This window comes from Xanthomonas cissicola, assembly GCF_008801575.1.
Classification (GTDB): Bacteria; Pseudomonadota; Gammaproteobacteria; order Xanthomonadales; family Xanthomonadaceae; genus Xanthomonas; species Xanthomonas cissicola.
Map to the genome: position 1 here is coordinate 1 of NZ_VZPL01000016.1, position 23,685 is coordinate 23,685.

The 23,685-nt window shown below is 65.0% G+C and carries 7 protein-coding genes and 2 pseudogenes; 2 read left to right on the forward strand and 7 right to left on the reverse strand.

Features of this window, described 5'->3' with window-relative positions; genetic code table 11:
• Positions 1–292: 292 nt before the first annotated feature.
• From F7R02_RS09090 to F7R02_RS09125, 7 genes are all read right to left on the reverse strand, one after another.
• Positions 293–2,668: a glycoside hydrolase family 127 protein gene (locus tag F7R02_RS09090; RefSeq protein WP_078590600.1), complete on the reverse strand. Its 2,376-nt coding sequence runs from the start codon at positions 2,666–2,668 to the stop codon at positions 293–295.
• A 145-nt stretch (positions 2,669–2,813) separates the two neighbouring features.
• On the reverse strand, positions 2,814–5,708 hold the full coding sequence (locus F7R02_RS09095; protein ID WP_078590601.1) for a TonB-dependent receptor: 2,895 nt from the start codon (positions 5,706–5,708) through the stop codon (positions 2,814–2,816).
• Between the two features lie 500 nt (positions 5,709–6,208).
• A complete protein-coding gene (locus tag F7R02_RS09100; protein ID WP_078590603.1) occupies positions 6,209–8,524 on the reverse strand; it encodes a S9 family peptidase in 2,316 nt (771 codons plus the stop codon).
• Positions 8,525–8,869: 345 nt separating this feature from the next.
• On the reverse strand, positions 8,870–10,456 hold the full coding sequence (locus F7R02_RS09105; RefSeq protein ID WP_139371045.1) for a family 43 glycosylhydrolase: 1,587 nt from the start codon (positions 10,454–10,456) through the stop codon (positions 8,870–8,872).
• Entirely contained in the window at positions 10,453–14,811 is a 4,359-nt protein-coding gene (locus F7R02_RS09110; RefSeq protein WP_078590647.1) for an Ig-like domain-containing protein, read from the reverse strand. The genes F7R02_RS09105 and F7R02_RS09110 overlap by 4 nt, the downstream gene beginning before the upstream one ends.
• A 409-nt stretch (positions 14,812–15,220) precedes the next feature.
• Complete coding sequence (locus F7R02_RS09115; protein WP_167521001.1) at positions 15,221–18,037, reverse strand: TonB-dependent receptor plug domain-containing protein; 2,817 nt, start codon at positions 18,035–18,037, stop codon at positions 15,221–15,223.
• Between the two features lie 472 nt (positions 18,038–18,509).
• Entirely contained in the window at positions 18,510–20,867 is a 2,358-nt protein-coding gene (locus tag F7R02_RS09125; protein WP_078590607.1) for a glucosidase family protein, read from the reverse strand.
• 464 nt (positions 20,868–21,331) lie between these two features.
• Between F7R02_RS09125 and F7R02_RS09130 the strand changes: the two are divergent.
• A pseudogene (locus F7R02_RS09130) lies at positions 21,332–22,896 on the forward strand (S53 family peptidase).
• A gap of 411 nt (positions 22,897–23,307) precedes the next feature.
• Positions 23,308–23,520, forward strand: a pseudogene (locus F7R02_RS27510) (hypothetical protein); the annotation flags it as partial.
• Between the last annotated feature and the right edge of the window lie 165 nt (positions 23,521–23,685).

Sequence of the window (23,685 nt, forward strand, 5' to 3'; positions counted from 1 at the left end):
GGCTGGCTGGCCTGCTCAACCGCGCCACGCTTGAACTCGGCAGTGAACTTCCTGCGCTTTGACATGAACACTCCTCATGGCCTTGATCGGCCTTCTTGTAAGTGTCCGTGAAAACGGGGGTGAACCCGGTTGCCCAGCGCGACCGAGAGGGTGGGTTCCGGGGCGTAGATGACCAAGTCGCGCGTGACAGGCCAGCGGAAGCGAAAGGCCAGCGGCGCCCGATGATGCGCAGTTGCGCGATGCTTGTCGGCGTGCGACATGCGTGCGGCGTCAACCACGCTGCCTGCGCCACTCACGCCGATGCCAACGCCCAACACCCAAACGCAGGCCCGGCCGAGTAGCCTTTCTCCGGTTCGATACGAATCTTCAAGGTGGCGCGGCCGGCCACTGCTGCCGGCAAAGCGTAATCCACATCGACGAAATCCAGGCCGCGGTTGCCATCCAGGCGTTCGTTGGCGATGAGTTCGCCGTCGGCGAGGATGCGGAAGCGGCGGCGGGTTTCGTCGCCCCAGTAGCGCAGGCGCAGGATGCGGGCCTGGGCGGTATTGCGCAGGGTGAAGGCCATGAAGCCGCCGGTACGCACGTCGCGGCCGGGCCGGCGGCGGTAGCTGAGCGGGTTGGAATTTTCCCCCTGCAGTGCATGCGCCTTTTCGGAGGCTTCATCGCCCAACGCGATGCGATCGAGTGCGCGGTTGTCGAGTGCGTCTTGCTTCGCCTCTGCTGCCGCCTGTTCGGCCTGGCGTTGTTGCCATGCGGCGGCGTCGCGGTGTTCCAGGTAGACCGCGCTGCGGCGGTCGAATTGGGCGTAGAACGGCGAAAACTGCCACTGCTGCGCGCCATCGGTGTAAACGAAGGCTGGCTTGCCCGGCGCTGGCTGCAGGCGTTGCAGAACTTCCTGGCCGCCGATCAATGCCGGGGTCTTGCCCGACCACGGCTTGGCGGCATCTCCCAGATCCACGGCGAGCACCAGCGGGCCGCGCAGCACCGAGACCCAGGCGGGATCGTCCGGGGTGGATTCCAGGCGCAGCGGCATATCGAACGACAGGCTCAGGGTATCGCCGGGCTGCCAGACGCGCGTGATGCGTAGATAGCCATCGCTGGCGCTGCCATCGACAGGTTGGCCATTGAGTTGCAGGTGCGGTTGTTGCGCCCAACCCGGCACGCGCAGTGCGAGCGTGCGTTGCGCTGGCGGCGCGCCATCGATGCGCAGCGAGGCGCTGCCCTGCTCCGGCAAGGCGCTGTGCAAGGTCATGTTTAGCCCGGCGGCGTCGCGCACCGTGGAGGGCACGTATAAGTTGACGTAGACGCCCTGCCCGTCCTGCCAGTAGATGGAATCGCCGAACTGCGCGTGCGCTTCCATGCCGCTGCCGACGCAGCACCAGAAATCGTCGAACGGCGACGACCAACCACGCGCTTCGCCGGCCAGCAGCGGCGTCATGTAGGTAAACATGCCGGTGCGTGGATGCTGCTGTGCCATCACATGGTTGAGCAGCGTGCGCTCGTAGTAATCGAACAGCTCCGCCTGCGGGCCCCATTGATACAGGTGGCGGGTGAGCTTGAGCATGTTGTAGCTGGCGCAATGCTCGCAAGTCTGTTCGGTAAGGAATTTCGAGATGCTGTCCGGCTGCTGAAAATATTCGCGGTCGCCGTTGCCGCCGATCACATAGGTGTGGTGGTCGGCGACGGTGTGCCAGAAGAAGCGCGCTGCGGCGCCCGATGCGGCATCGCCGGTGACTTCGTACTCGCGCGCCAAACCGATCAGCTTGGGGATATTGGTATTGGAATGCTGGTGCACCAGTTCGTCGCGCTGGGCGATCAACGGGTCGAGCACGGCGTGATGATGCAGGCGCTGCGCCAGTGCCAGCCACTGCACATCGCCGGTTTGCACATGCAGTTCGACGAACGATTCGTTGAGGCCGCCGAATTCGCACGACAGCACCTTTTGCAATTGTGCGTCGTCGAGCGCAGCGAAGACGCCCTGCAGGTAACCGGCCAGAGCCACCGCCACCTGCAGCGCTTGCGCGTTATCGCAATGCGCATGCACGTCGAGCAGTCCGGCGAACAATTTGTGCCAGGTGTACAGCGGCGCCCAGCTGCCGTTGAGATAGAACGGCGCCGGGTCGATCTTGCCGCGCTTGAGCTCGTCGAAGACCGCGCGCCCGCTCTCGATCTGACCGGCTGCGTTCTTGCGTGTGAAGCCGGCCACATAGCCATCGCCGGCATGCGCCTGGCAGCGCGCCAATTCGCTGACCAGATACCCGGTGCGCGTGCGACACTGCGTATCGCCGGTTTGCGCGTGCATCAGTGCCAGCGCACTGAGATAGTGGCCGAGCGTATGCCCGGCGATGGTGTCCGCTTCCCAACCGCCATAGGCTGGCGCCTTCGGGTCGAGGCCGGCGTACAGCACGAAGTTGTGCAACAGCCGGTCCGGCTGCAGCCGCATCAGGTAGCGCCGGTTGGTCTGCAGCGCATCCAGGAACAACGATGGCGTGAGCCGGACCTGGGCAAGCGGCACCGCGCGCACGCTGCCCGGTTGCGCAGCGTTGGCCTGGGCCGGAAAGCGCAGGAAGCCTGCAGCAACTGCCAGGCTGCTCCAGGCCAGAAAGCGCCGCCGCGACACCGATGGCGTGTGGTTGCAGGTCGGTTCGGGTGCATGCGTTTCCGTCATGGGATCAGCTTAACTCCTGAAAGCGCGCACGCATGCGCGCGTGGTCGCGACAACGTGATCGCAGCTCCCCTGGCAACGCTGGCCGTGGCATGGCATCTGCGCGACCGATCGCACCCGGCCGCGCAGCGCCGCAACAACGGCGCACTCAGAACTTCACCGTCGCGCGTGCCCAATAGAAGCGGCCGAGCAGATCGTAGGTGGCCACGTCGGTGTTCGCATTTCCCACGTTGTTGGAGTAATACAACGGCGGCTGCTTGTTGGCGATGTTGTCCACACCAACTTCGAAGCGCGTATGCCATGGCTCCACGTTATAGCCAAGCTGCAGATTGTTGTAGATGTAGGCGCCGATATTGCGTACCACCGTCGGTTCGCTGGCATCGGCCGACAGGCTCTGGTCCGGATCCGAATTGCCGATGGCGGTATGCCCCACATAACGGATGCGCCAGGTGGCGCTCCAGTCGTCCAGTGCCCAGCTGACCGTACCCAGTGCGCGCCAGCGCGGGAAATTGCCGTAGGCCTGGGTGTAGCGGCCCACGTTGTGGATGGTGACCGAGCTGGGGTCGGTGGTGTCGGGCAGCACGTCGTAACGGGTGAGATAGGTGCCGTTGAGGCCGGCGGTGACATTACCCCATGCCATTGCAGGCAAGCGGTAGGTCAGGTTGAAGTCCATGCCCTTGGCCCATAGCTTGCCCAGATTGACGGTGGGCTCGGCGATGTAATTGATGGTGCCGTTGCCGTTGCGATGGATCAACGCGCAGAACGCGCTGGCCGAGTTGGCGAAGCACTGATTCAGCACCGTCTGCGCCGACACCGTGGTGATGGTGTCTTCCAGGTCGATGCGCCACCAGTCCGCGCTCAGCGACAGGCCGTCGATCCATTGCGGGTCGTAGACGAAGCCGACGTCGTAGGACTTGCCGGTTTCCGGCTTGAGCTGGTAGCCCGCCACTGCCGCGCCGGAGACCTTGCCCGACACCTGCCCGTCCGATTGCTGGTAGCTGCCATCGGTGGGCACATTGGCGCAGGCCACCATGTTGCCGCCGGTGTAGCCGTTGCACGGGTCATTGACGGTGGCCGCGTCGCCGGCCACGCCGGCATACAGCTCGTTGATGTTGGGTGCGCGAAATACCTGCGAGACGGTGCCGCGCAACAACAGGTTTTCAATGGGGCGGTATTCCAGCGAGAGCTTGCTATTGGTCTTGCTGCCCACCGAGCTGTAGTCGGAAAAACGCGTGCCGATCGTGATGTTCAGCGCATTGATGCCAGGCAGATCCTTGAGCAGCGGGAACAGTGCTTCGGCATAGGCTTCCTTGACATCGAAACTTCCGCTCAAGCTGGACGAACAGAATTCGATTACGCCGCACAGCCCGTTTTCATCGCCGGTCCACAGCGGGTCCGAGGCAGTGGTGGAGCGTTCCTTGCGGTACGACATGCCGGCCGCCAGGCTGGCCTCGCCGGCCGGCAACGCGAACAACGTGCCGTTGGCATTGGCCTCGAATTGCTTGACCGTGTACACGCTGGTGACGATGGGGTTGACCACCATGCCCTGCAACGTGGCCAGGTTGGAGCTGTCGTTGAGGTTGAAGAAATTCAACGGCGTGCAGCCGGCAATCGCTGCGCCTGCGCTGCCGCATTTGACCGTGCCGTCGCTGTCCAGGAACGATGGGCCGATGGCTTGATTGAACGCGGCATAGTCGAGAAAGCCGTTGTTGATCGACTTTTGCTTGACCTTGCCGTAATTGAAGGTGGCATCCCACTGCCAGGAACTGTCGCCGAAGCGGCCGCGCAAGCCGGGGCTGATCTGGAAGTTGTAGGTGTTGTACTGATAGCTGCGATTGCCCAGCACGGTGGCGCGCGTGTTGAGGTCGTTGTAGGAGGTGCCGGTGCTGCGATCGGTGCCGAAATTGACGCCGAACGGGTTGTAGTAACTCTGCGCCGACACCAGGATGTTGTCGCCATTGGAGAAAATCGGAATCGGCGCAATGATCGATGCCGATTCGGTTTTACTGAACCAGGTGTTGACGTAGCCCTCGACGCTGTCGCTGAAGCGGTACGTGCCCAGCAAAAAAGCGTTGGTGCGTTTTTGCGGGGTCTGCAACAGGTTGAATGGCTGGTAGTTGTACGAGTCTGCGCTAGCGTTGTAACAATGGAAATCGCCCGGGCCGGCGCGGCCGCTGACACCGCTGTTGAGGGTGACGCGCCCGCAGCCATTGGATTGTGCAAGCAACTGCGATTGATCCGACCCATCATTGAAGTTGACCGAGCCGGTGGGCGTGGCGGAGGAGCCCTGCTTCACCGGTTGGCCATTGGTCAGCGCAAGCGCGTCCTTGGAGTAATCGCGCGCCGCTGCCGAGACGGCATCGATGTTGTGATACGACAGGCCGCCGATCAGGCTGCCGCGCTCCCAGGTCCTGCCGGCGGTCAAGGTGAAGTTACGGCGGTTGCCATCGCCCTCGCTGCTGGTGCCGAAGTCGCTGCTGAACTGCACGCCGTCGAAGCGCGAGCGCAGGATGAAGTTGACCACCCCGCCGATCGCATCGGAGCCGTACACCGCAGAGGCGCCGTCGCTGAGCACCTCGATGCGTTCGATCATGCTGGAAGGAATGGCGTTGACGTCGTTGTAAGCCAGGCGGATGCCGTTGACCAGCACCAACGTGCGCTTATCGCCCAGGCCGCGCAGCGAGATCGCCGAGGCGCCGGTGCCGCCGCCGTTGTTGGTATAGGGATTGGTGGCATTGCCGGCGATGGATGGCAATTCCTGCAGCAGATCGCCCACGGTCGCCTTGCCGGTGGCAGCGATCTGTTCCTGGCTCACGATGACCACCGGATTGGCGGTTTCGGTATCCACGCGACGCAGGCGCGAGCCGGTGACGACCACGCTGTCCAGCGTCTGCGTCGCATCGCCACCAGCAGCCTGCTGCGCAGACACCGGCGCAACGGCACCTGCCGACAGCGCCAGCAACAGCGCGGTAGTGAGCATGCTCGGTAACGGCCGCGTGGTGGCGCTGATCGTGCGGGAGAGAGGCAACGGCAACATCGGCATGCAGGGCTCCTGAGTGTTACGAAAGACAAACCGTGGGCAATACCTGCCCGTGCCGGCGTACAGCGGCGCAGGGCGACGTAGATGGCAGACGCACGCTGCAGCGAAACCGCTGGCAACGCTCGTGTTGCAGACACGCAGACAACATGCGACGCAGGCGACCGAACAGTCGCGCAGCAACGCGTGTTGCAGGAAGGTGGTGCATTCCACACTGGATGCGCTTATGCGCTCCAGTTTTCATCAGTTGGTCACAATGTGCCTGTGCGCAGACGCTACGTCTTGTCGCATTTGGCGAACGCGCATGCGGAAAACAGCATGGTTCGCAACTGAACGATCAAGCGTGGCGGCAGGAGCGCGCTCGAGCCCGCACGCAATGCGCACGGCTGTGCGCGATTGCGGTGCGGATGAAGCCGACAAGGATTCGCGCGCGAACCGGCGCATCGAGCTCGGATGCGCCGGTTCGCGCGATCAAATCGACGGATGCCACCCGCAGCGCACGTGCATCACGGCGCCGGCGCGGCTGGCGCTGCTGCGGTGCGATTCCAGTCCGGCGTTGGCGCTTGCTGCATCCAGCGCAGGAAGAAATCCAGCAGGCGGCGCCTGCCGTAGTCGCCACCGGCACCGTGATCGCCACCCGGCACGACCAGCAGATCGAAGTCCTTGCCGGCCTTGATCAAGCGATCGGCCACCTGGAAGGTGCTGGCCGGGTCGACATTCATGTCCATGTCGCCGGTCACCAGCAACAGATGCCCCTGCAGGCGCGCGGCATTGTCCACGTTCGACGATGCGGCGTACCACGGGCCGACCGGCCAGCCCATCCACTGTTCGTTCCACCAGATCTTGTCCATGCGGTTGTCGTGACACCCTGAATTGGCCACACCCGCCACATAGAACTCCGGATGAAACAGCAGCGCCCCCAACGCGTTCTGCCCGCCCGCCGAGGTACCGTACACACCGACACCGCCGTCGATGTCGTACCACGGGTACTGCGCCGCGGCGGCCTTGTGCCAGGCGATACGATCCGGCAACCCGGCGTCCTTGAGATTGCGCCAGGCCACATCGTGGAAGGCGCGCGAGCGGTTGTTGGTGCCCATGCCATCGATGGACGCCACCGCAAAACCCATCCAGGTGAGCGACGGTGTGGTGGTGGTAAAGCTCTTGGGGACGAACGAGCCCTGCGGGCCGGCATAGATGTCTTCGACGACCCGGTAGCGCTGCTGCGGATCGAGCTGCTGCGGGCGATGGATGACGCCCCAGATCTCGGTCCTGCCATCGCGCCCGGTGGTGTGGAACGGCAGTGGCGCCTGCCATCCTGCGGCCAGCAGGCGGCTCAGGTCGGTGCGCTCCACCGTGCGTGCCACGCTGCCATCTGCGCTGCGCCGCAGCTCCAGCACCGGGCCCAGATCCACGCGCGAATACAGATCCAGTAGCCACCTTCCATCCGGCGAATAGCGCACCTCATGATCGGCAGCCAGCGGCGTCAAGGCGGTGAGCCCGCGGCCATCCAGGCCGATGCGATAGGCATGGCGATAGTACGGGTCCTCGCCAGGCTGCATGCCCGAGGCGGTGAAGTACACCTGCCCTGCCGCTTCGTCGATGCGATCGAGCTTGCGCACCACCCAGTCGCCCCGCGTGATCTGGCGGATCACCTCGCCGCTGCGCCCGTCGTACAGATACAGGTGCTCCCAGCCATCGCGCTCGGATGCCCACACGATCTGCGCGCCATCGTCCAGGTCCTGGCGTGCGTGCTTGCCGCCGTTTTCATGCTCGCCACTGAGCTCGGAGTATTCAATGAAGGTGGGCGATGTCTCTTCGATCAGCGTGCGCGCGGCGGCCGTCCGCGCGTCGACTTCGATCACCCGGTACAGCTGGTGACCGCGTGCGTTGTATTCGAAGGTGAAGCCGCTGCTGTCCTTCCACCAGACCATCTCGCTCAAGGCAAAGGCATTGGGCAGCAAGGTCATCGCCACCGGATGGGCTGCGTGCGTGGCGACGTCGAACAAGACCGGCTGCATCATCGGCAGCACATCGCCCGGCTTGGGATAGACCTGCTGATGCAACTTCGGCTGCACCTGATCGGCGGGCGCCGACTCGATGTAATAGACCATGCGCGGCGGCGGTGCCTTGACCCGATACGCAGCCAGATGCTGCGAATCCGGGGACCACACCACGCTGTCGAGCGCGTAGTAATCATCCGTGCTGCCATCGTGGCTGAGCACGCTGCGCTCGTGACTGCCGACCGGCGCGATGACCAGATTGCCCTGCTCCACCCAGGCACGCCAGCGGCCATCCGGCGATAACATGGCCTGGCGTTCGCCCTGCTTGAGCGGCAGGCGCATGTCCATCGATTCGGCCGGCAGGTCGCGTTCGGGCAGACGCGCGCAGCGATAGCGCAGCAGATCGCACTGCCAGCCGAGCTTCGCCAACTGGAAGCTCAGGCGCTGCTGTTCCAGGGTGGGCTCGTCAAGCTGCAGTCGCGCTGCGTCGACCGCCTTGGCACCGGCCTGCGTCAATGCTGCGGCCAGCCGCGCGTGATCGAAGGCCAGTGTGTTGCGGCCACTGGCCGCCTCCACCAAGCGGTATTCGATCGCCGGCAGCTGCTTGCTGCGCGCCACCCCACGCCGATAGAGAAAATGCCCGGCATCCACCCACACCGGCGCCGTAGGCTGCCGGTCCACCAGCGAGGCATAGTGATCGGACAAGCCCATTGCCTGCGTGTACTGCGCCGGCGTGGGAGCGGGGAGTGGCGCCGCCGCCACCGGCACGATGTGCGCCAGTGCAAGAGACACGCACCAGATTGGGATGGTGCGTAAGCGCATGGCGGGGATGTGTGGCATCTGTGACCTCACGGAAGGTTTGAGAAGACAGCATGGCGTTGATGGACGATGGCCGAGCCGCTGACTGCAACCGCAGCGACAGACACACACCAAGGACGGTGCGGCAGGCCGCCAGGGAGAGCAGGCGCGCCTGCGATACGAATGCGAAACCTCTCCTGGCCATGCGGGGTCAGGCGCATCAGCGCGACTGAAACACCTAGGACACGTTCGCAAGGCACGCGCGGCCAGTACGCGGAAGCTACTTCGTCAGACCCCAACAGTGCACTCCACCGCCTGCGCACCGTCCGCCATCGTTCCACTGCCGCACGCAGCGCTTGGTCAGCTGCGTCACGGCGCATCGCACCGCTTGCTGTCAGCGGCCGTGGCAGATGGCAGGCGTTGTGGCTGGGGGGCCAGCACTTCCCATTCCTGTACTGCCAGCGCGGCGTAGCTGGCAGCACCGCCAGAGGCGTCCATGACCACACGTACGCAACGTGTCGTCACCGGCGCGAACGACACCGCTTCGTCGTGGTCGGGACGCGTGCCATACCGATCGCGCGGCTGCACGGGCTGCCATCGCCCAGCATGACGGTATTCCAGATGCCAACGCGCTGGCGGTGCCACGCCGACATCGGCGCCTGCCGGGTGATCGGCCCAGAACACGATGCGCGTGCGATCCACGGTGATCGGTTGCGCCCAGCTGTATTGCAGCCATTGCTGCGGTGGATTGTTCTCCGTCCAGCTGGCCCACATCTCCGGTGGCAATGGATTGGCCTTGACGACGCCATCGTTGAGCGCGGCGATCCAGTACTGCACCGGAATATCCGGGCCATTGGACGCGGTTGCGTAGGCCGATGGCGCTTGATTGCGCACGGGCGGCGCGGGAGGCGTGGGACGCCGCGTCGGCACCACCGTGCGGATGCTGGCCGGTTGGGTGCTGTCGTCCCATTCCAGCCGGTCGATCGCCACGCTGCGGCGGAAATGCCCGCCGCCCTGCGCATCGGCGGTGTGATACACCAGATACCACTGCCGCTGAAATTCGACGATACCCGGATGCGAGGTGGTGGAGGACACCGGCGGCAACACGATGCCGCGGTACGTCCACGGCCCCAGCGGTGTTGGTGCGCTCGCGTAGGCGATGCAGGCGTGATACAGCGTGGGCGTGCATGGCGAAAGACGTCCGGCATTGTTGGCCGCATACGCCAGGTAGTAGGTGCCGTTGCGCTTGAACAGCCAGGGCGCTTCGAAATAACCGTCCAGCGTGTCCACCAGGACCGGGGTGCCCTTGAAAGTGACCATGTCGCGCTGCAGCTCCACGCCGTACAACGCGCCGAAGGTGCCCCAATACAGATACACCCGCCCATCGTCGTCGACCATCACGGTCGGATCGATGTTCTGGATGTCGTTGCGGCCCGGCACCGATTGCGAGACCACCGGACCTTGCGGGTGCGCATCGGTCCACGGGCCAAGCGGACTGTCGGCCACCGCCACGCCGATCGCGAATGGGTCGGCATTGGGCGAATCGCGCTGCTGCACCGGCGCATACAGGTAATAGCGCCCATCCGGGCCCTGCACGATCTGGGACGCGTAGGCATACCGCTTGTCTGCCCAGGCAAAGACCTGCCGGGGCCGCAGCAGATCGCGGTAGTGGGTCCAGTCGCCGCTGGCCGGATCACTGCTGACGAACAGTTGCCAGCCAGGCATGACGAACGCATTGAGATTGGGAGCCGCGGTGTCGCGGCCGGCAATGATGTACAGCTTGCCATCGGCCACCAGCGGCGCAGGGTCGGCGGAATATTCGCTGCCATCGGCGAGGATGGGGTTGCCGGGTGCGTGCAGCCGCGTTCCCTGCGGCAGCTGCATGGCACAGGCCGGAACGCTGGCCAGCAATAACCCGCAGGCCAACACCGGCAACCGTGAGAACGTACGCATCATGGCGCTGCCGCCTTGATCTGAATTACCAGCGGCACCGACACGTGACCGGTAGGTGCACGCCCCTGCGCCGTGCCGGTGAGCTGGATCTCGCCAGGCTGTGCGTAACGCGCAGGCCGCAAGGTGGGCCATTGCACCGGCAAGCGTTCACGCGAGCCGTCGTTGTATTGCACCGTCACGAAACCCGGCAGCGTCGGTGCATGCCCGACCACCGCGCTCACCGTCGGCAACGGCTGCACGGTGTTGATCTGCCCAGGCGGCGTTGCGCGTACCCAGATGGTGGCCTTGACGGGAATCGCGCCTTCGACCAAGCCTTGCAGTTCCACCGCACCTTCGCGGCCCAGGCGGCTGGCGGCGAGCTCGGACCATTGCACGGCCACCGGCAGCACACTGCCATCGGCAAAGAATGCGGTGATCTCTTGTGGCAGCGTCGGCGCCTGCCCGGGGGCCGTGCGTAGATCGATGGCCTCCGTCTGTTTGGGCAGCTCGGACAGCGCCTGCCACTCGTCCACCCCAATGGCGGCATGTCCGTTGGCCGTCGTCTGCGTCGTCAACACCACGCGCAGCGCGGTGGTGACTACCGGTGCAAAGCTGGCGGTACTCGCCGCGCCGGTCGCCGCTGCGGCAATCGGGTAGCCGCTCTTGCTGACGATGTCCTGCCAGCGTCCGTCCTGCAGCATCTGCAACTTCCAGCTGGCAGGCGCGGCCACTCCGCCGTTGGGCTGGTCGTTCCACAGGTAGAGCGCACTGGACGACAGCCGCACCGGGCGCGGCCACTGGTACTGCAACCACACCGTTGCCGGCTGGTCGAGCCCATAGCTGCCCCAGCGCAAGCTACCACTGGGAAAACTGCCTGCCTGTGGGATGAACCCATCGTTCAAGGCCTGCACGCGGTACTGCATGCCGGTGAGCTGCGCGCTGACACTGGCCACGGCCTGCAATGGAATGCTCTGCAGCGGGCGCGAGGCCGGTGCGTTGACCTGCACATCGGCATGCCCCATCAGCGCCCCGTCGTTGGCAGCCAGACGCAAGGTGTATTGCCCGGCACGGGTAAAACGCACGGATGTCTGCAGCGCGGCGGCATCGGCAAACACGGCATCGCCGCCTTCCGGCGCCTGCTGCACGCGCCAGCGCACCTGCAGCGTGCCATTGGGCACGCCGTCATCGCCAACGCGCCCTTGCACCACCACCGCGCCATCGGCGCCAGGCGTGTCCAGCTGCCATGCCTGCACCTGCGGTGGCGCATTGCCCACGGACGCCGGTGCCGGCAGACCGCTGTCGAACAGCTGGATTTCCTTGATGCCGGTGCGCGCCGTGCCGGCGTGCGTCACCACCACGCGCAACGCTGCGGCATGGATTGCCGGAAAGCGCACCCGATTGCGATTGCCCTCCGCCATCGTGGCATCGCGTACCTGCCCGGGAACGTTCTTCCACGCACCGCTGCCATCCTGGTATTGCACGGCGTAGATCCACGGTGCCGCGTAGCCAGGCTGCGTTCCGGACGGAAAGCCGTTCTGATCGCCGCCCGGCGACGAACTGCGATAGAAGTACAGCACCACCTGATCCAGCGTGCGCGTGCCGCCCAGGTCCAGCGCGATCCAGTCGCTGGCCGACGGCGAGCCTGCGGTGCCCCAGAACGGCGTACCGGCGGTACTGCCATCCACCGCCGCCGTCGCCGGCAACCCGGCAGCGGCAAAACTGGCGCTGACACGCGCACCCTGCGCCAGGTTGCGGCTACGCGCTGGCGGCAGCGTCACATCCACGCCGGCCTTGGCCAGGATCTGCGCCACCCGCGTGCCAGCGGCGAACGCTACCTGCGTCATCGACGCCAGTGCCGCGGGACGGGCTTGGAGCACGTGCGCTGCGCCATTGCGATTGACCGCATCCGGCGCGGCACTGACCTGCCCGCTGGCCGGGTCGTAGATCACGTGTGCCAGCCGATCCACGCAGAACGCCAGGCGACCGTCCAGGTAGACGCTATAGCCCTTCGGCACTCGGCCACCGTAGTGGCTGCCATCGCGATCCCAGACGATGCTCAGGTTGCGGTCGCGATAGCGCAGATTGTCGGCGGCGAAATGGTCCCAGCCGATATCGATCGGATACAGCTCGATCTTGCCGTCGCTGCGCGGGCGAAAGCCCATCGCATCCTCGATCATGCTGAAGTTGGTCGCACCCAGCTGGGTATGGTGGATCCAGGAGCGATAGCCGATCTTGCCGCCGCGGCTGGCACTGCCCTTGGCCCAGAATTCGTTCTGGTCCGGATAGCGGTTGTCGCCGTTGATAAAGGGCGCCCAGGCGTTCCAGTAGAGCAATTTGCGATAGCTCTGCGCGTTCAGATACGGGCTGGGGTAATCGCGCAAGGCCGAGCCGAACAGGCGAAACGCCACGGTCGCATTGATGGTGGAAAAATTATTGCTGCCCACATCGGCGCCGCTGCCGCGCGCCTGCATGTCCACCTGGTTGGCGGTATAGAACGGAAACAGCGGGTATTGGGCCGCGTCGGCGAACAGCCGCAACGCGTGCACGTACTTGGGGTCGTAGTCGGCATCGCCCTGCCTGGGCATCAAGCCCACGCTGAAGGGATAGTAGTTGTTGGTTTCCTTCCAATCGACCGCCAGCCGCGGCCCGTCGGCCTGGCGATGCTTGAGCAGATCGCCATACAGTCCCACCGAGTCGGGGGCATCGCTGCGATCCTGCCACAACACCTCCAGCACCGCCTTGCGGATGCGGCGCGCGGTGGCCTGCATGCGCTGCGCAGTGGCAACATCGCCCGCGAGCGTCGCGGCCTGCGCCGCCGCCTGCGCGTTGGCATAGACGTAGGCGCTCTCGGTGCGGTCCATGCGGATCTGGCCGTGCTGGTCGGCCCAGTCGAACGACACCGCATCGGCGTCGTTGCCGGTCATCGCCGCCCAGTCGTACTCGATCAGCCCATTGTGGTTGAGATCGTAGGCCGCCAGCACGCCGTCCACGTCACCGCTGCCATAGCGCGCCAGCTTGCCCGCCAGCGTCGCCGGCCCGCCGTGGATCTGCATTGACCGCCATGCCGCAGCCGTGATGTATTGCGCGTAGGAATTGGACCAGTTCTCCGGCGAGCCAGGGTTGTCGGTGTACTTGCCACCGCCCGCGGTCTCGCCCGCGCTGAGCCAGGTGCCATAGGCATACAGCGGATTACGCAGGTATTTGAGATCGTCCAGGAACATGCCGGCGGTCAGCACGATCGCGTTGTCGTAGCCCAGCACGCCTTCGATGGCGACAGGGAACTGGTAGTCGTTGCCAGGCACATTGGCATCGAGGAAGTTGAAGCGCAGTACCCACCAGCGATAGAACAGGCTCTTGCCGATGTTCTCGTTGGGCGTGTCCAGGTATGGCAGGTTGTCCACCCACCAACGGTTGTAGCTGGCCACATGCTGCTGGTAGGCCTGCTGCGGCGTTTGCGCGGCAATGCGCGTGTACTCGGCGCGGGCGTCGGGCAACTCGCGGGTGAGCATGCCGAGCTGCAGCTTGACTGGCGCGGTTTCGCCGCTCGCGGGGATGTCGATATCGCGCACCAGGCGCTGTCCCTCGACATGGAAGCCATCGCCGGACAGACGGGGAAAGACCGTCGTGATGTGGTTGTACGCGTCGAATGCGCCGGCCAGCTCATTGCCGTCGGCGTGCTGGGCGATCGGCGAGACTGCTTGCAGCGATACCGTGTGCGCCGCGCCGTCCAGGCTGGACAGCACGACGCTGGCGACTGCCACGTTCTGCTCGGTGATGTACTTGACCAGCCGCATGCGCACGCCCGCGCCGGCATCTTCGAACACCGTCGTGAAATAGCTCGGTGTCTGCCGCCGCTGCTGCGCACGTTCCTTCCATTGCACACGACGCTTGCCCAGCGTGGCGTGGATGCGGAACAGCGCGTCGTAATCGGTGGCGTGCCAATACGCCACCTGCCCAACGAATCCCGGCGCATCGGGCGCGTGATAGCTCAGATACGCGGCGCGACCACGCGTAAACAACCAGTCGTTGTGATCGTCGAAGCCACCGCCAGTTCCCTCGCGGGCCAGCATACGGTCGATCCAGAAATCATTGCCAGGTGCCTGCCCCGCCCCATGCGCGATATCGGCCGCGTAGATCCGTGCCAATTGCCCGCCGGGCGCAAACGGCACCGCGGTGGCAGGCATCGGGTGGTCCAGGCCGCGAAACAGCGGCTCGCCGACCATCGCGTTGGGCTGAGCGATCGGCGCTTCCTGTGCGACTGCAAGGGGCCAGCCCAGCACGATGCATGTCCACAACAGCGCAGCAGCGCCGATGCGTCGGGTCAAACGCAACCAGCGCCGGTGCCGCGCCAGGAACGATTTCCAGCGTAAATCCCTCATGACATCCATCCCATTGACGTGCAAGACAGCGCGATCGATGCGGCGGCTGCGCGCATCGACGATAAACAGCTGCGATCCTCCCCACTGCATTGCAACCGATGCAATGCAGCCGATGCAATGCAGCCGCCTCACCATAGTTGTTTGCGCTGGCGACACCTGCGCCAACACGAAGTGCAGCGATGCAAAGCGAACCGCGCTGTGCGTCCTTCGCCACCACACGCAGCGACTGTCGTAGATGACGCGAACGGCCGGCCGCGAGCCTACCGGCTGACGCAGGTCATGCAGCGCAACTAAAGCGCTCTGCAAGGCAGGCGCCCCCTTGCTCGGTGCGGCACGTGCCGCGCGTCCACTGCGTTCCAAGTGCGCTGTCTACTCCGCCTGACACCTGCTTGCTGTCTTTTTTGCCGCTCTAAAACTCCACTCGCAGCCGGCTCCAGACATAGCGCCCGAGCGTGTCGTAGGTGCTCGCTTCGGTATTGGCAGCATTGGAGTAGCTATAGAACCGTGGCGGCTTGCGGTCGCCAAGATTGTCGATGCCCACCGCCAGCGTGCTATGCAGCGATGCGATCTTCCGGCTCAACGAGGCGTCGTGGTACACCACCGAGCCAATCCGGAAATACGCGCAACTGCCGTCGGCATTGGTGTCCGCGCAAAAATCTTCGTACTGGCTACCGTTGACGGTGCGGCCCAGATAGCGGGTGTTCCAGCTCGCATGCCACGGGCCGTTGTCCCAGGCCAGATTGGCCACGGCGCGCCAGCGCGGCATGTTGCCCCAGCTGGAATTTTCGCCGACGTAGTTATGCGGATCGCCCGCAAAGCGATAGCTGGAGAAGAACGTTGCATCCAGTCCCATCGCAAACGTGCCCCAGGCGGTGTAGACCAGCGTGTAGTGAATGCCAGCGTCGTAGCCGCGAATATCGACCTTGCCGCTGTTGTATGCGAACGGCACCGACACCCGCGTCAGCTGTCCGTTGGCATCGCGTTGAATCAGCGGGCAGAACGCGGCTTCGCTGCCGTCGAAACAATCGCTGACGACCTGCTGCAAGCCGACACCGGTCAGCATGTCGTCCAGCACGACTCGCCAGCTGTCCACGTTGAGCGATAGCCCGCGCACCCGATCCGGGTCGTAGACCAGCCCCACATTGTAAGAGCGGCCACGCTCGGGCTTGAGCTTGAAGCCCACGTTATTGGCGCCGGATGTCACCACGTTGAACTGCGCGGTGTTGGTGTAGCTGCCATCGTTGGGCACGTTTGCGCAGGCCGGATTCGGCGCGCCGGTAAAGCCCGTGCACGGGTCCTCGAAGTCGCCCGTGTTGTCGACCACGCTGTTGTAGGGCGAGCCATACAAATCACCCAACGCCGGCGCCCGGAACACCTGCGAGCCGGTGGCACGCACCAATAGATTCGCGATCGGCCGCCATTCGATCGCAACCTTGCTGTTGGTGGTGTTGCCCCAGGCGTCGTAGTTGGAATAGCGCGAGCCCAGATTCAGGTTCAACACATTGGCGAACGGCGCATCCCTCAACAGCGGCACCAGCAATTCCGCATAGGCTTCCCTGACCGACTCCTCGCGCCCCTGCTTGAGGATGCAGCCGTCGTTGTAGTCGCAATTGCCATCGGCATCGGCAGCGGCCACATCGCTGGTCGTCCCCTGCGCGAACTTGTTGGTGCGATACACCAGGCCGACGGCTGCCTGCACCATTCCGGCCGGCAGTTTGAACAGATCGCCATTGGCGCTGATATCGACAAAGCGCATCTGGCTTTCGTCGATCAGGTCCACCGGCCGCTGCGTGTCTCGCAATGCGGCGATGGTGGACGGGTCGTCGGGGTTGAAGATATTGATCGGCGTGCAGCCGGCGATCACGGCGCCCGGCGCGCCGCACTTCACCACCCCGTCGCTGTCCAGGAACGAAGCGCCTACCGCGTTATTCAACGCCGAGGTGATCGAAAAACCGGTGCGCACCAAGGTGTCCTTGTAGCGTGCATAGCCGGCCGCCGCATCCCATTGCCAACTGCTGCCGTCCACGCGCCCGCGCAAGCCGGCCACGACATTGGTCTGGAACATGGTGGAGGTGTAGACGCGCGTATTGGCCTGAGTGGAGCGCAACAGGTAACGGTCCAGCGCATCGCCGAACGGGTTGTAGTAGTTGTCCACTGCGTCCTGCATCTCCATGGCGTACGCATCCAGCCGCGAGATGGTCTTGCTGCGGGTCCAGAACACGTCCATGTAGCCCTGCACGCCGGGGGTGAAGTCGAAACTGCCGTGCAGCGAGGCATTGGTGCGTTTGATCGGAGTGATCAGGTACTGCGCATCGTAGACGTTATAGCTGTCTGTGGCCGGTTGATACGGGCGGAATGCGTCCTGGCCCACCGGCCCGGGCGGCACGCCATCGACCGGGGTCACCCGGCGCCCATCGGTCAGGAAGGCGCGCGTATTGCCGCCGCGAATCTCGCTGACCTGCCCATCGAGATATTCCACCGCCTTGGCGGCGTAACTGCGGTCGCGATTGAACACCGGGTTCATCGAATTGCGGCTGAGACCCAGGATCAGCCCGCCGCGGTCCCAGGTCTTGCCCCATTCCAGCCCGAGCGTGCGTCGATTGGCATCGCCATGGGTGCTCTGCGCGTAGTCCACGGTGGCGGCGAATCCGTCGTATCTGTCCTTGAGGATGACATTGACCACCCCGCCGATCGCATCGGGGCCGTACACCGACGACGCACCGTCGGTGAGCACTTCCACGCGCTCCACCATCGCTGCGGGGATTGCGTTGACGTCCACGCCGGGCGCCGACGCCACGCTGCTGGCAGGCCCCGCCATGCGATGGCCGTTGACCAACACCAACGTGCGCTCTGGCCCGAGATTGCGTAGCGACACCAGCGCGCGGCCGTGACTGAAACCGGAATTGAGTGCAGGCCCGGCCTGGAAGCCGGCCATCATCGGCAAGCGCTGCAGCAACTGCCCCAGCGTGTTCTGCCCACTGTCTTCGATACGCTGCCGGTCGATCACCACGACCGGGCTGGCGGTTTCGGCGTCGACACGGCGTAGATGGGTGCCGGTGACGTTGACCTGATCCAAGGTCTGGGTGGCATCGTCTGCGCCATCGCCACGCTGTTGCGCGGCGGCCGGCACGGCGGCAACTGCCAGTGCAAACAGCAGGGCGTTGACGAGCCTGGTGGTTTGCAAGACACCTCGTTTGGGAACAACAGCAGTGCGGCTGGACGACATCGGAAATCCTTGTGCTGACACAGGGTACGGCCCACCTTCCTACACGGCCGCGCACGGCCAAGCAGCACCGGCACAACGCACAGACGGAGGGATCGATCACGACGGAGACTGCACCGGCCCGCCGTCTCAACGGCAGGTCTCTACGCATGCAAGGAAGGCGACTGCAACGACACCGCTCTCCCCTGAGAGCGCATGGTTTGACACACGCGTTACGTTAAAAAAATCTTGCGGTAACCCCACTGCGCCGTCTTGACGAATTTAGTCGGGACGCGTGCGGAAAATCGCGTGCTTGGGCCTGCATTCGGGCATGCCTGCATTGCCCAAGCAGCAGCATATCGGCACGATCATCCGATGTGCCCTGGTCTCCGTTATCGACCACAGCACCTGCATGCGAACAGCAAGGCGGCACTGCGGTGCGCGATGTCCGGCAACACTGCAGCAACGGCGGCGCTCGATCATCGCGGCGCCGTTGTCAGGCGTACCACGCCTGCACCTTCACCAGTGCAGCAGCGCCCGGCAAGGCCACGCGATCTGTATGCGGCCCCTGCGCATTCGCCGGTTTGCCATCGACCAGCACGCGCTGCAGGCGAGTGCCTGCGGGTGCACGCAGGGTGAGCCAGGTGCGGGCGGGCGCGCGCTCCGGCAACTGCACATCGGCATTGATGCAACGCGCCACCGTGTCGGTGCGCAGCGTCAAGGCGACCGTGCCCCATCGCGTTGGGGCCGCGCTGATGCCCACCGGTGCACCGCTGCCCAGCCAGGCGCGCGGTACCGCACGCGCGAGAAACAACTGCTCGCCGGCGCTGTCGTCGCTGACCAGCATCCAGCGCAGCAGCAAGGGGATGGTCATCTGTGCCGGTATGCAGAACAACGGCATGCCGCCGGTGATGCCGCTGACTTCCCCAGCCGTCCAACTGCCGCGCGTGTGCACCTGATAGCGATGCGCGTAGACGAACAACAGATATTCTTCGATGCGATCGAGCCGCAGCAACTGTTGCGCATAGCCATAGGAAATGAAACCGAGCAGATCGCGGCTGCCCGGCTCCGGCGGTGCGATGTTGGCCACCACGCCAATGCTGGTGCCGCCATGGCCACGCAGGCAGTCGATCACCAAGTGGGCCAGGTCGTGCGGCAACACATCGGCCTGCAGCAGTTCGGCATATGCACGGTGCGGCCATTGCTGTTCGCTGGGCTTTTCCTGCAGCAACGATTGGCGAAAGGTCAATGTGGTGCCGGGCAACGGGCCCACGTATGGCGGCGAGAGGTCGCGACGCACGTTGGCACGCAGGCTGGCTTCCAGTCGCGCACGCAGCTGCGTGGCGCGGCGTTGCCATTGCGTGGCCTGGCCCGCATCGCCACCGAGCGTGCTCCACACCTGTGCGATATCTTCCCAGCCGCGGATGGTCAGCGCGCTGTTGGCGTAATACGGTTTCCACCATAGCGATGGATCGGGAAACAGGCAGGCATCGGATTCGTTCCAGCCGTGCAGCAACCCATGGCCATGCGCCGTGCGCGGCAGTGCCAGCGCCTGGTCGTGCAACGCGCACAACACCTGCGCGGTGGCCGCGATCTTGGGCAGCACGCGGCGCAGCCGTGGCGCATCGCCGGTGTAGCGCAGATACCGCGCCAGCAACGACAAGGTGAGCCCGAACTGCCCGACTTCCGGCCCGCGCATGTTCGGCAGGCCATCGTCCTGCACGAACGCGTCGAAGTAGTTGTCGAGCACCGCCGCAGCTTGTGCAAAACGTCCCCACTCCAGGTTGGCGTAGAACGAGCTGGTAAACGTGTCCTGGAAACCGTCGTATTCGTTGCCGTAGTAGTCGCGTTCCACCGCGCCATACTTCGGGTAATCGCCGCCGGGGCGCACCACCAGCTCGCGCGCGAACGCGAACTGCGCCATGTCGTTCCAACTGGCATCGGGAAACTGCGCCTGCACGGTGCCGTCCAGCGCCTGCTGCCAATACGCAGCGAAATCGATCAGTGCCGCGTAGAACTGTTCGGCGGTGGCGGCGCTGCGGGAGGGCGCAAAGTCGGGGTAGCTGTGGGTGTAGTGCACCGCGACGACGGCGCCGGCCTTGACCTGCATCGTGCGGTGCCAGGTGTGCACCACAAAGCGATCGCGTGCCCGCACGTCGGCAAACACCAGTACGTCGTACCAGCTGTCGGGCTCGCCCTCGCGGCGCATCACCTTGCGCACCGCGGGCATCCAGCCGCCGAGCATGCCTTCTTCGCGGCGTTTGATCAGCGCCTCTTCGCCCAACTCCTTGAACGCGTGCTCCGGCCGCGAGGTGCGGCTGCGGCCGTTGGGCAGGATGGGCATGGTGTCCAGGCTTTCGCGTGTTCCGACAAAGGTGGTCCACGGCCAGCGCCCGCCATTGTCCTTGGGGTCGAGCAAGGAGGCCGGCGGCGGCGCCACGTCGCGCACCTGCGCCTCGTCCGGGTCGCCGTCGCGCAGCAGGCGGTCGGCCAGCAGGTCGGCTTCGGCCATGGCCACCTGCGCCAGCGGCAGCCCGAAGTACGGCGTGCCCGCGGCCGGATAGACCGGCTCGGTGCGCTTGTCCAGCCGCAGCATGCCGCTGTCGCTCCACAACGTGAGCTGGCCTTGCGCATCGTCGAGATGTTCGTAGACGGTCCAATGCTGCTGCAGGTGGGTGAAGCTGCACAGCGTGCTACCGACATGCGCGGCCGAAGGCAGCGGTTCCAGGCGGGGCAGTGTCGGCGCCGGCAGCGTGCTCGCAGCCGACGCCGCGGCCGGCGTTGCCAGCGCGGCACCTGCACCGACCGCCGCGGTGGCCGCCATGCCCTGACGCAGAAAGGTTCTACGGTCCATCGTTGCTCCCTCGAATGATCGTGGCCCATCGTGCGCGCGTTCATGCACGACGTCTTGTGACAGCGGTCAGACACCCGTGCGGAAATCTGCACATCTCGACGAGGCAGTGACTGCCTGCCGTCGTACGCGCCGTCGCCCTGGCTGCGTCAGGCCGTCAGCACGATCAACCACGCGGCGCGCTGTCGCAGGATCTGAGGCGCGCGCGGGCGATGCTGATCTTGCTGCAGCGCTTGCCGTTGCGTGCCATTGACCAAGAGCCCACCAATCGATGCGTGCGCGCTTCGTATTGCCGTCCATCGCACGCGGTACACCGCTACACAGACAACCCGCGCATGGCATTGAATGCACACTGCCGTGCTGCTGGCAGCCGTGCGTATCGCGGTGGGTCGCGCAGCACGCGACGGCTGGATTGGATCTGTACCAACCCACTTTGACTCACCCACTTCGATGGAGTTCTCCCCAGCATGCACACGATCCTGGCCGGCAGTGAGCGCCGTACCGCTCCCTCCACCATCGAGGCCGGACAACCGCGGCAGGACGAACGCCTGCGCGTCCTGCTCGCGGTGCGGATGCCGGCATTGAATGCCGCTGCCGATGCGCTGCTGCAATTGCAGCCCAATACGCTGCCGGTTGCGTTCACGCGTGCGGAGTTCAGCGAACGCTTCGCCGCCGGTGCGGCAGATCTGCAGGCCGTTGCCGACTTTGCTGCCAGTTATGGCTTGAGGATCGAGCACGCGCACGCAGACAGCGGTAGCGTGATCCTGGAGGGCACCGTGCAGCAGTGCGAGGCCGCATTCCAGGTCAGCTTGCGCGACTATATCGATGGTGCGATGCGCTATCGCGGACGCACCGGCCCGGTATCGATTCCACAGGCGGCATCGTCACCGCCGTGCTCGGGCTGGACGCCCGCCCGCAGGCTCAGACCCTGCCCAGCGCGCCCGAGGCGAGCGCATCCTTGCCGCCTGCGATACAGCCCACTGCACCGGCCGACAGTCGGGATGGTCCGATCATGCAATACACGCCGCCGCAGCTGGCGCAGCTCTACGGCTTTCCCGAGCATGACGGGCACGGTCAATGCATCGGCATCATCGTGCTGGGCGGCGGCTATGCACGCGACCAGATGACCGCCTATTTTGCGCAGCTACGCGTCCCCATGCCGACACTGGTCGATGTGCTGTTGCCCGGGGCAACCAACGCCGTCAGTCGCGGCAATGCAGATGCCGATGTCGAAGCGCAGATGGATATCCAGATCGCCGGGGCAATCGCGCCGGGCGCGAAACTGGTGATGTATTTCGCGCCCAACACCGACAACGGTTTTCTGGAAGCGATCAATGCCGCCATCCACGATGCAGAGCACTCACCTGGCATCATCGCCATCAGCTGGGGTTTCACCGAATCGCAATGGACGCCGCAATCGCGCCAGGCCTACGACTGTGCGTTTCGGGCCGCTGCGTTGATGGGCATCACCGTGTGCATTGCCGCTGGCGACGATGGCGCCAGTGACGGGCAGCCAGGATTGAATGTCTGCTTTCCCGCATCCAGTCCGTTCGTGCTCGCCTGCGGCGGCACTCGGCTCCAGGTAACGGCGGACAGCGCCAACGAACAGGCCTGGGCGAGCGGCGGCGGCGGAGAAAGCAGGTTCTTTGCACGTCCTGCCTGGCAGAACAATCTGCGCCTCACCGATGCACAGCACCGGTCACGCCACCTGCGCATGCGCGGCGTCCCCGATGTGGCGGCCAACGCCGATGCGCAGACCGGCTACTACCTATCGATCAACGGGCAGCCCGCCGTGATGGGCGGCACCAGCGCTGCCGCACCGTTATGGGCGGCCTTGCTGGCACGCATCTACGGCGCAAACCGCATGCAACCCCACTTCGTGTTGCCGCGCCTGTACGGCCGCCCGGAGGCATTCCGCGACATCGTTGCCGGCGATAACGCCGGCTTCCGCGCAGCCACCGGCTGGGACGCCAATACCGGGTTGGGCGTGCCCGACGGTGCGCGCTTGGCTGAGGCATTGCGGCCCAACTGAGCAGAGCGCCCGGTGCGAGCGTCCGTCGCGACACGTTGGACGACTTGGAAACCGATGTGCAAGCCGGTGGGGCGCTACTCCATTGCACGCTCGCTTGGCATAGGTGCATTGCGTGTGGGGATGCCAGGCGCTGTGCCTGAGACATCTGCATCAAGCGAGCGCATTGGCGTGCGCGTTCGCCGACGCCCCTGCCATTTGACGCATGACTTTCAGGCCAGGCCCGATGCCTGCAGTCTCGCTCACACTCGCCGCACGTCTACCGCCGCAAGGATGCGCTTACGGCGGCGCGGATGGAAACATTCCACAAGGAGCGTCATGCAGGTTCCAGTCCTGCACGAACCAGAACGCGTCGACACTGCCGGTGCGCCTTCCGCAGTCTCGCCGTGCGCGCGCGCCGTGCTGCGTAGTCGCGTGTTGTGGTCGGCGTTGCTGCTGCTCACGCCCTGCATCGCGCAGGCGCAAGTGGACCTGTCGCGGTTGGATGCAGAGATGGCCGCGCCACGCACGCAGGTACTCGTTCTTGGCAGCGTGCATCTGTCGCAGTTGCCCAAGGGCAGTGACATCGGCGCAGCACGGTTGCAACCGCTGATGGACCGCTTGGCCGCTTACAAGCCCACCATCATCTGCGCATGGTATCGAACGTGCGTGCCAGCTTTGCCGAGCAGCCCGGTGCACGGGTGCTAGCGGTGGTCGGCGCCATGCACAAACCCTGGTTCGATCACTGGCTAGGACAACTGCAGGGCGTGGATATCGTGGACGCGGCGCAGGTGTTGGGCGATGACGGGCACT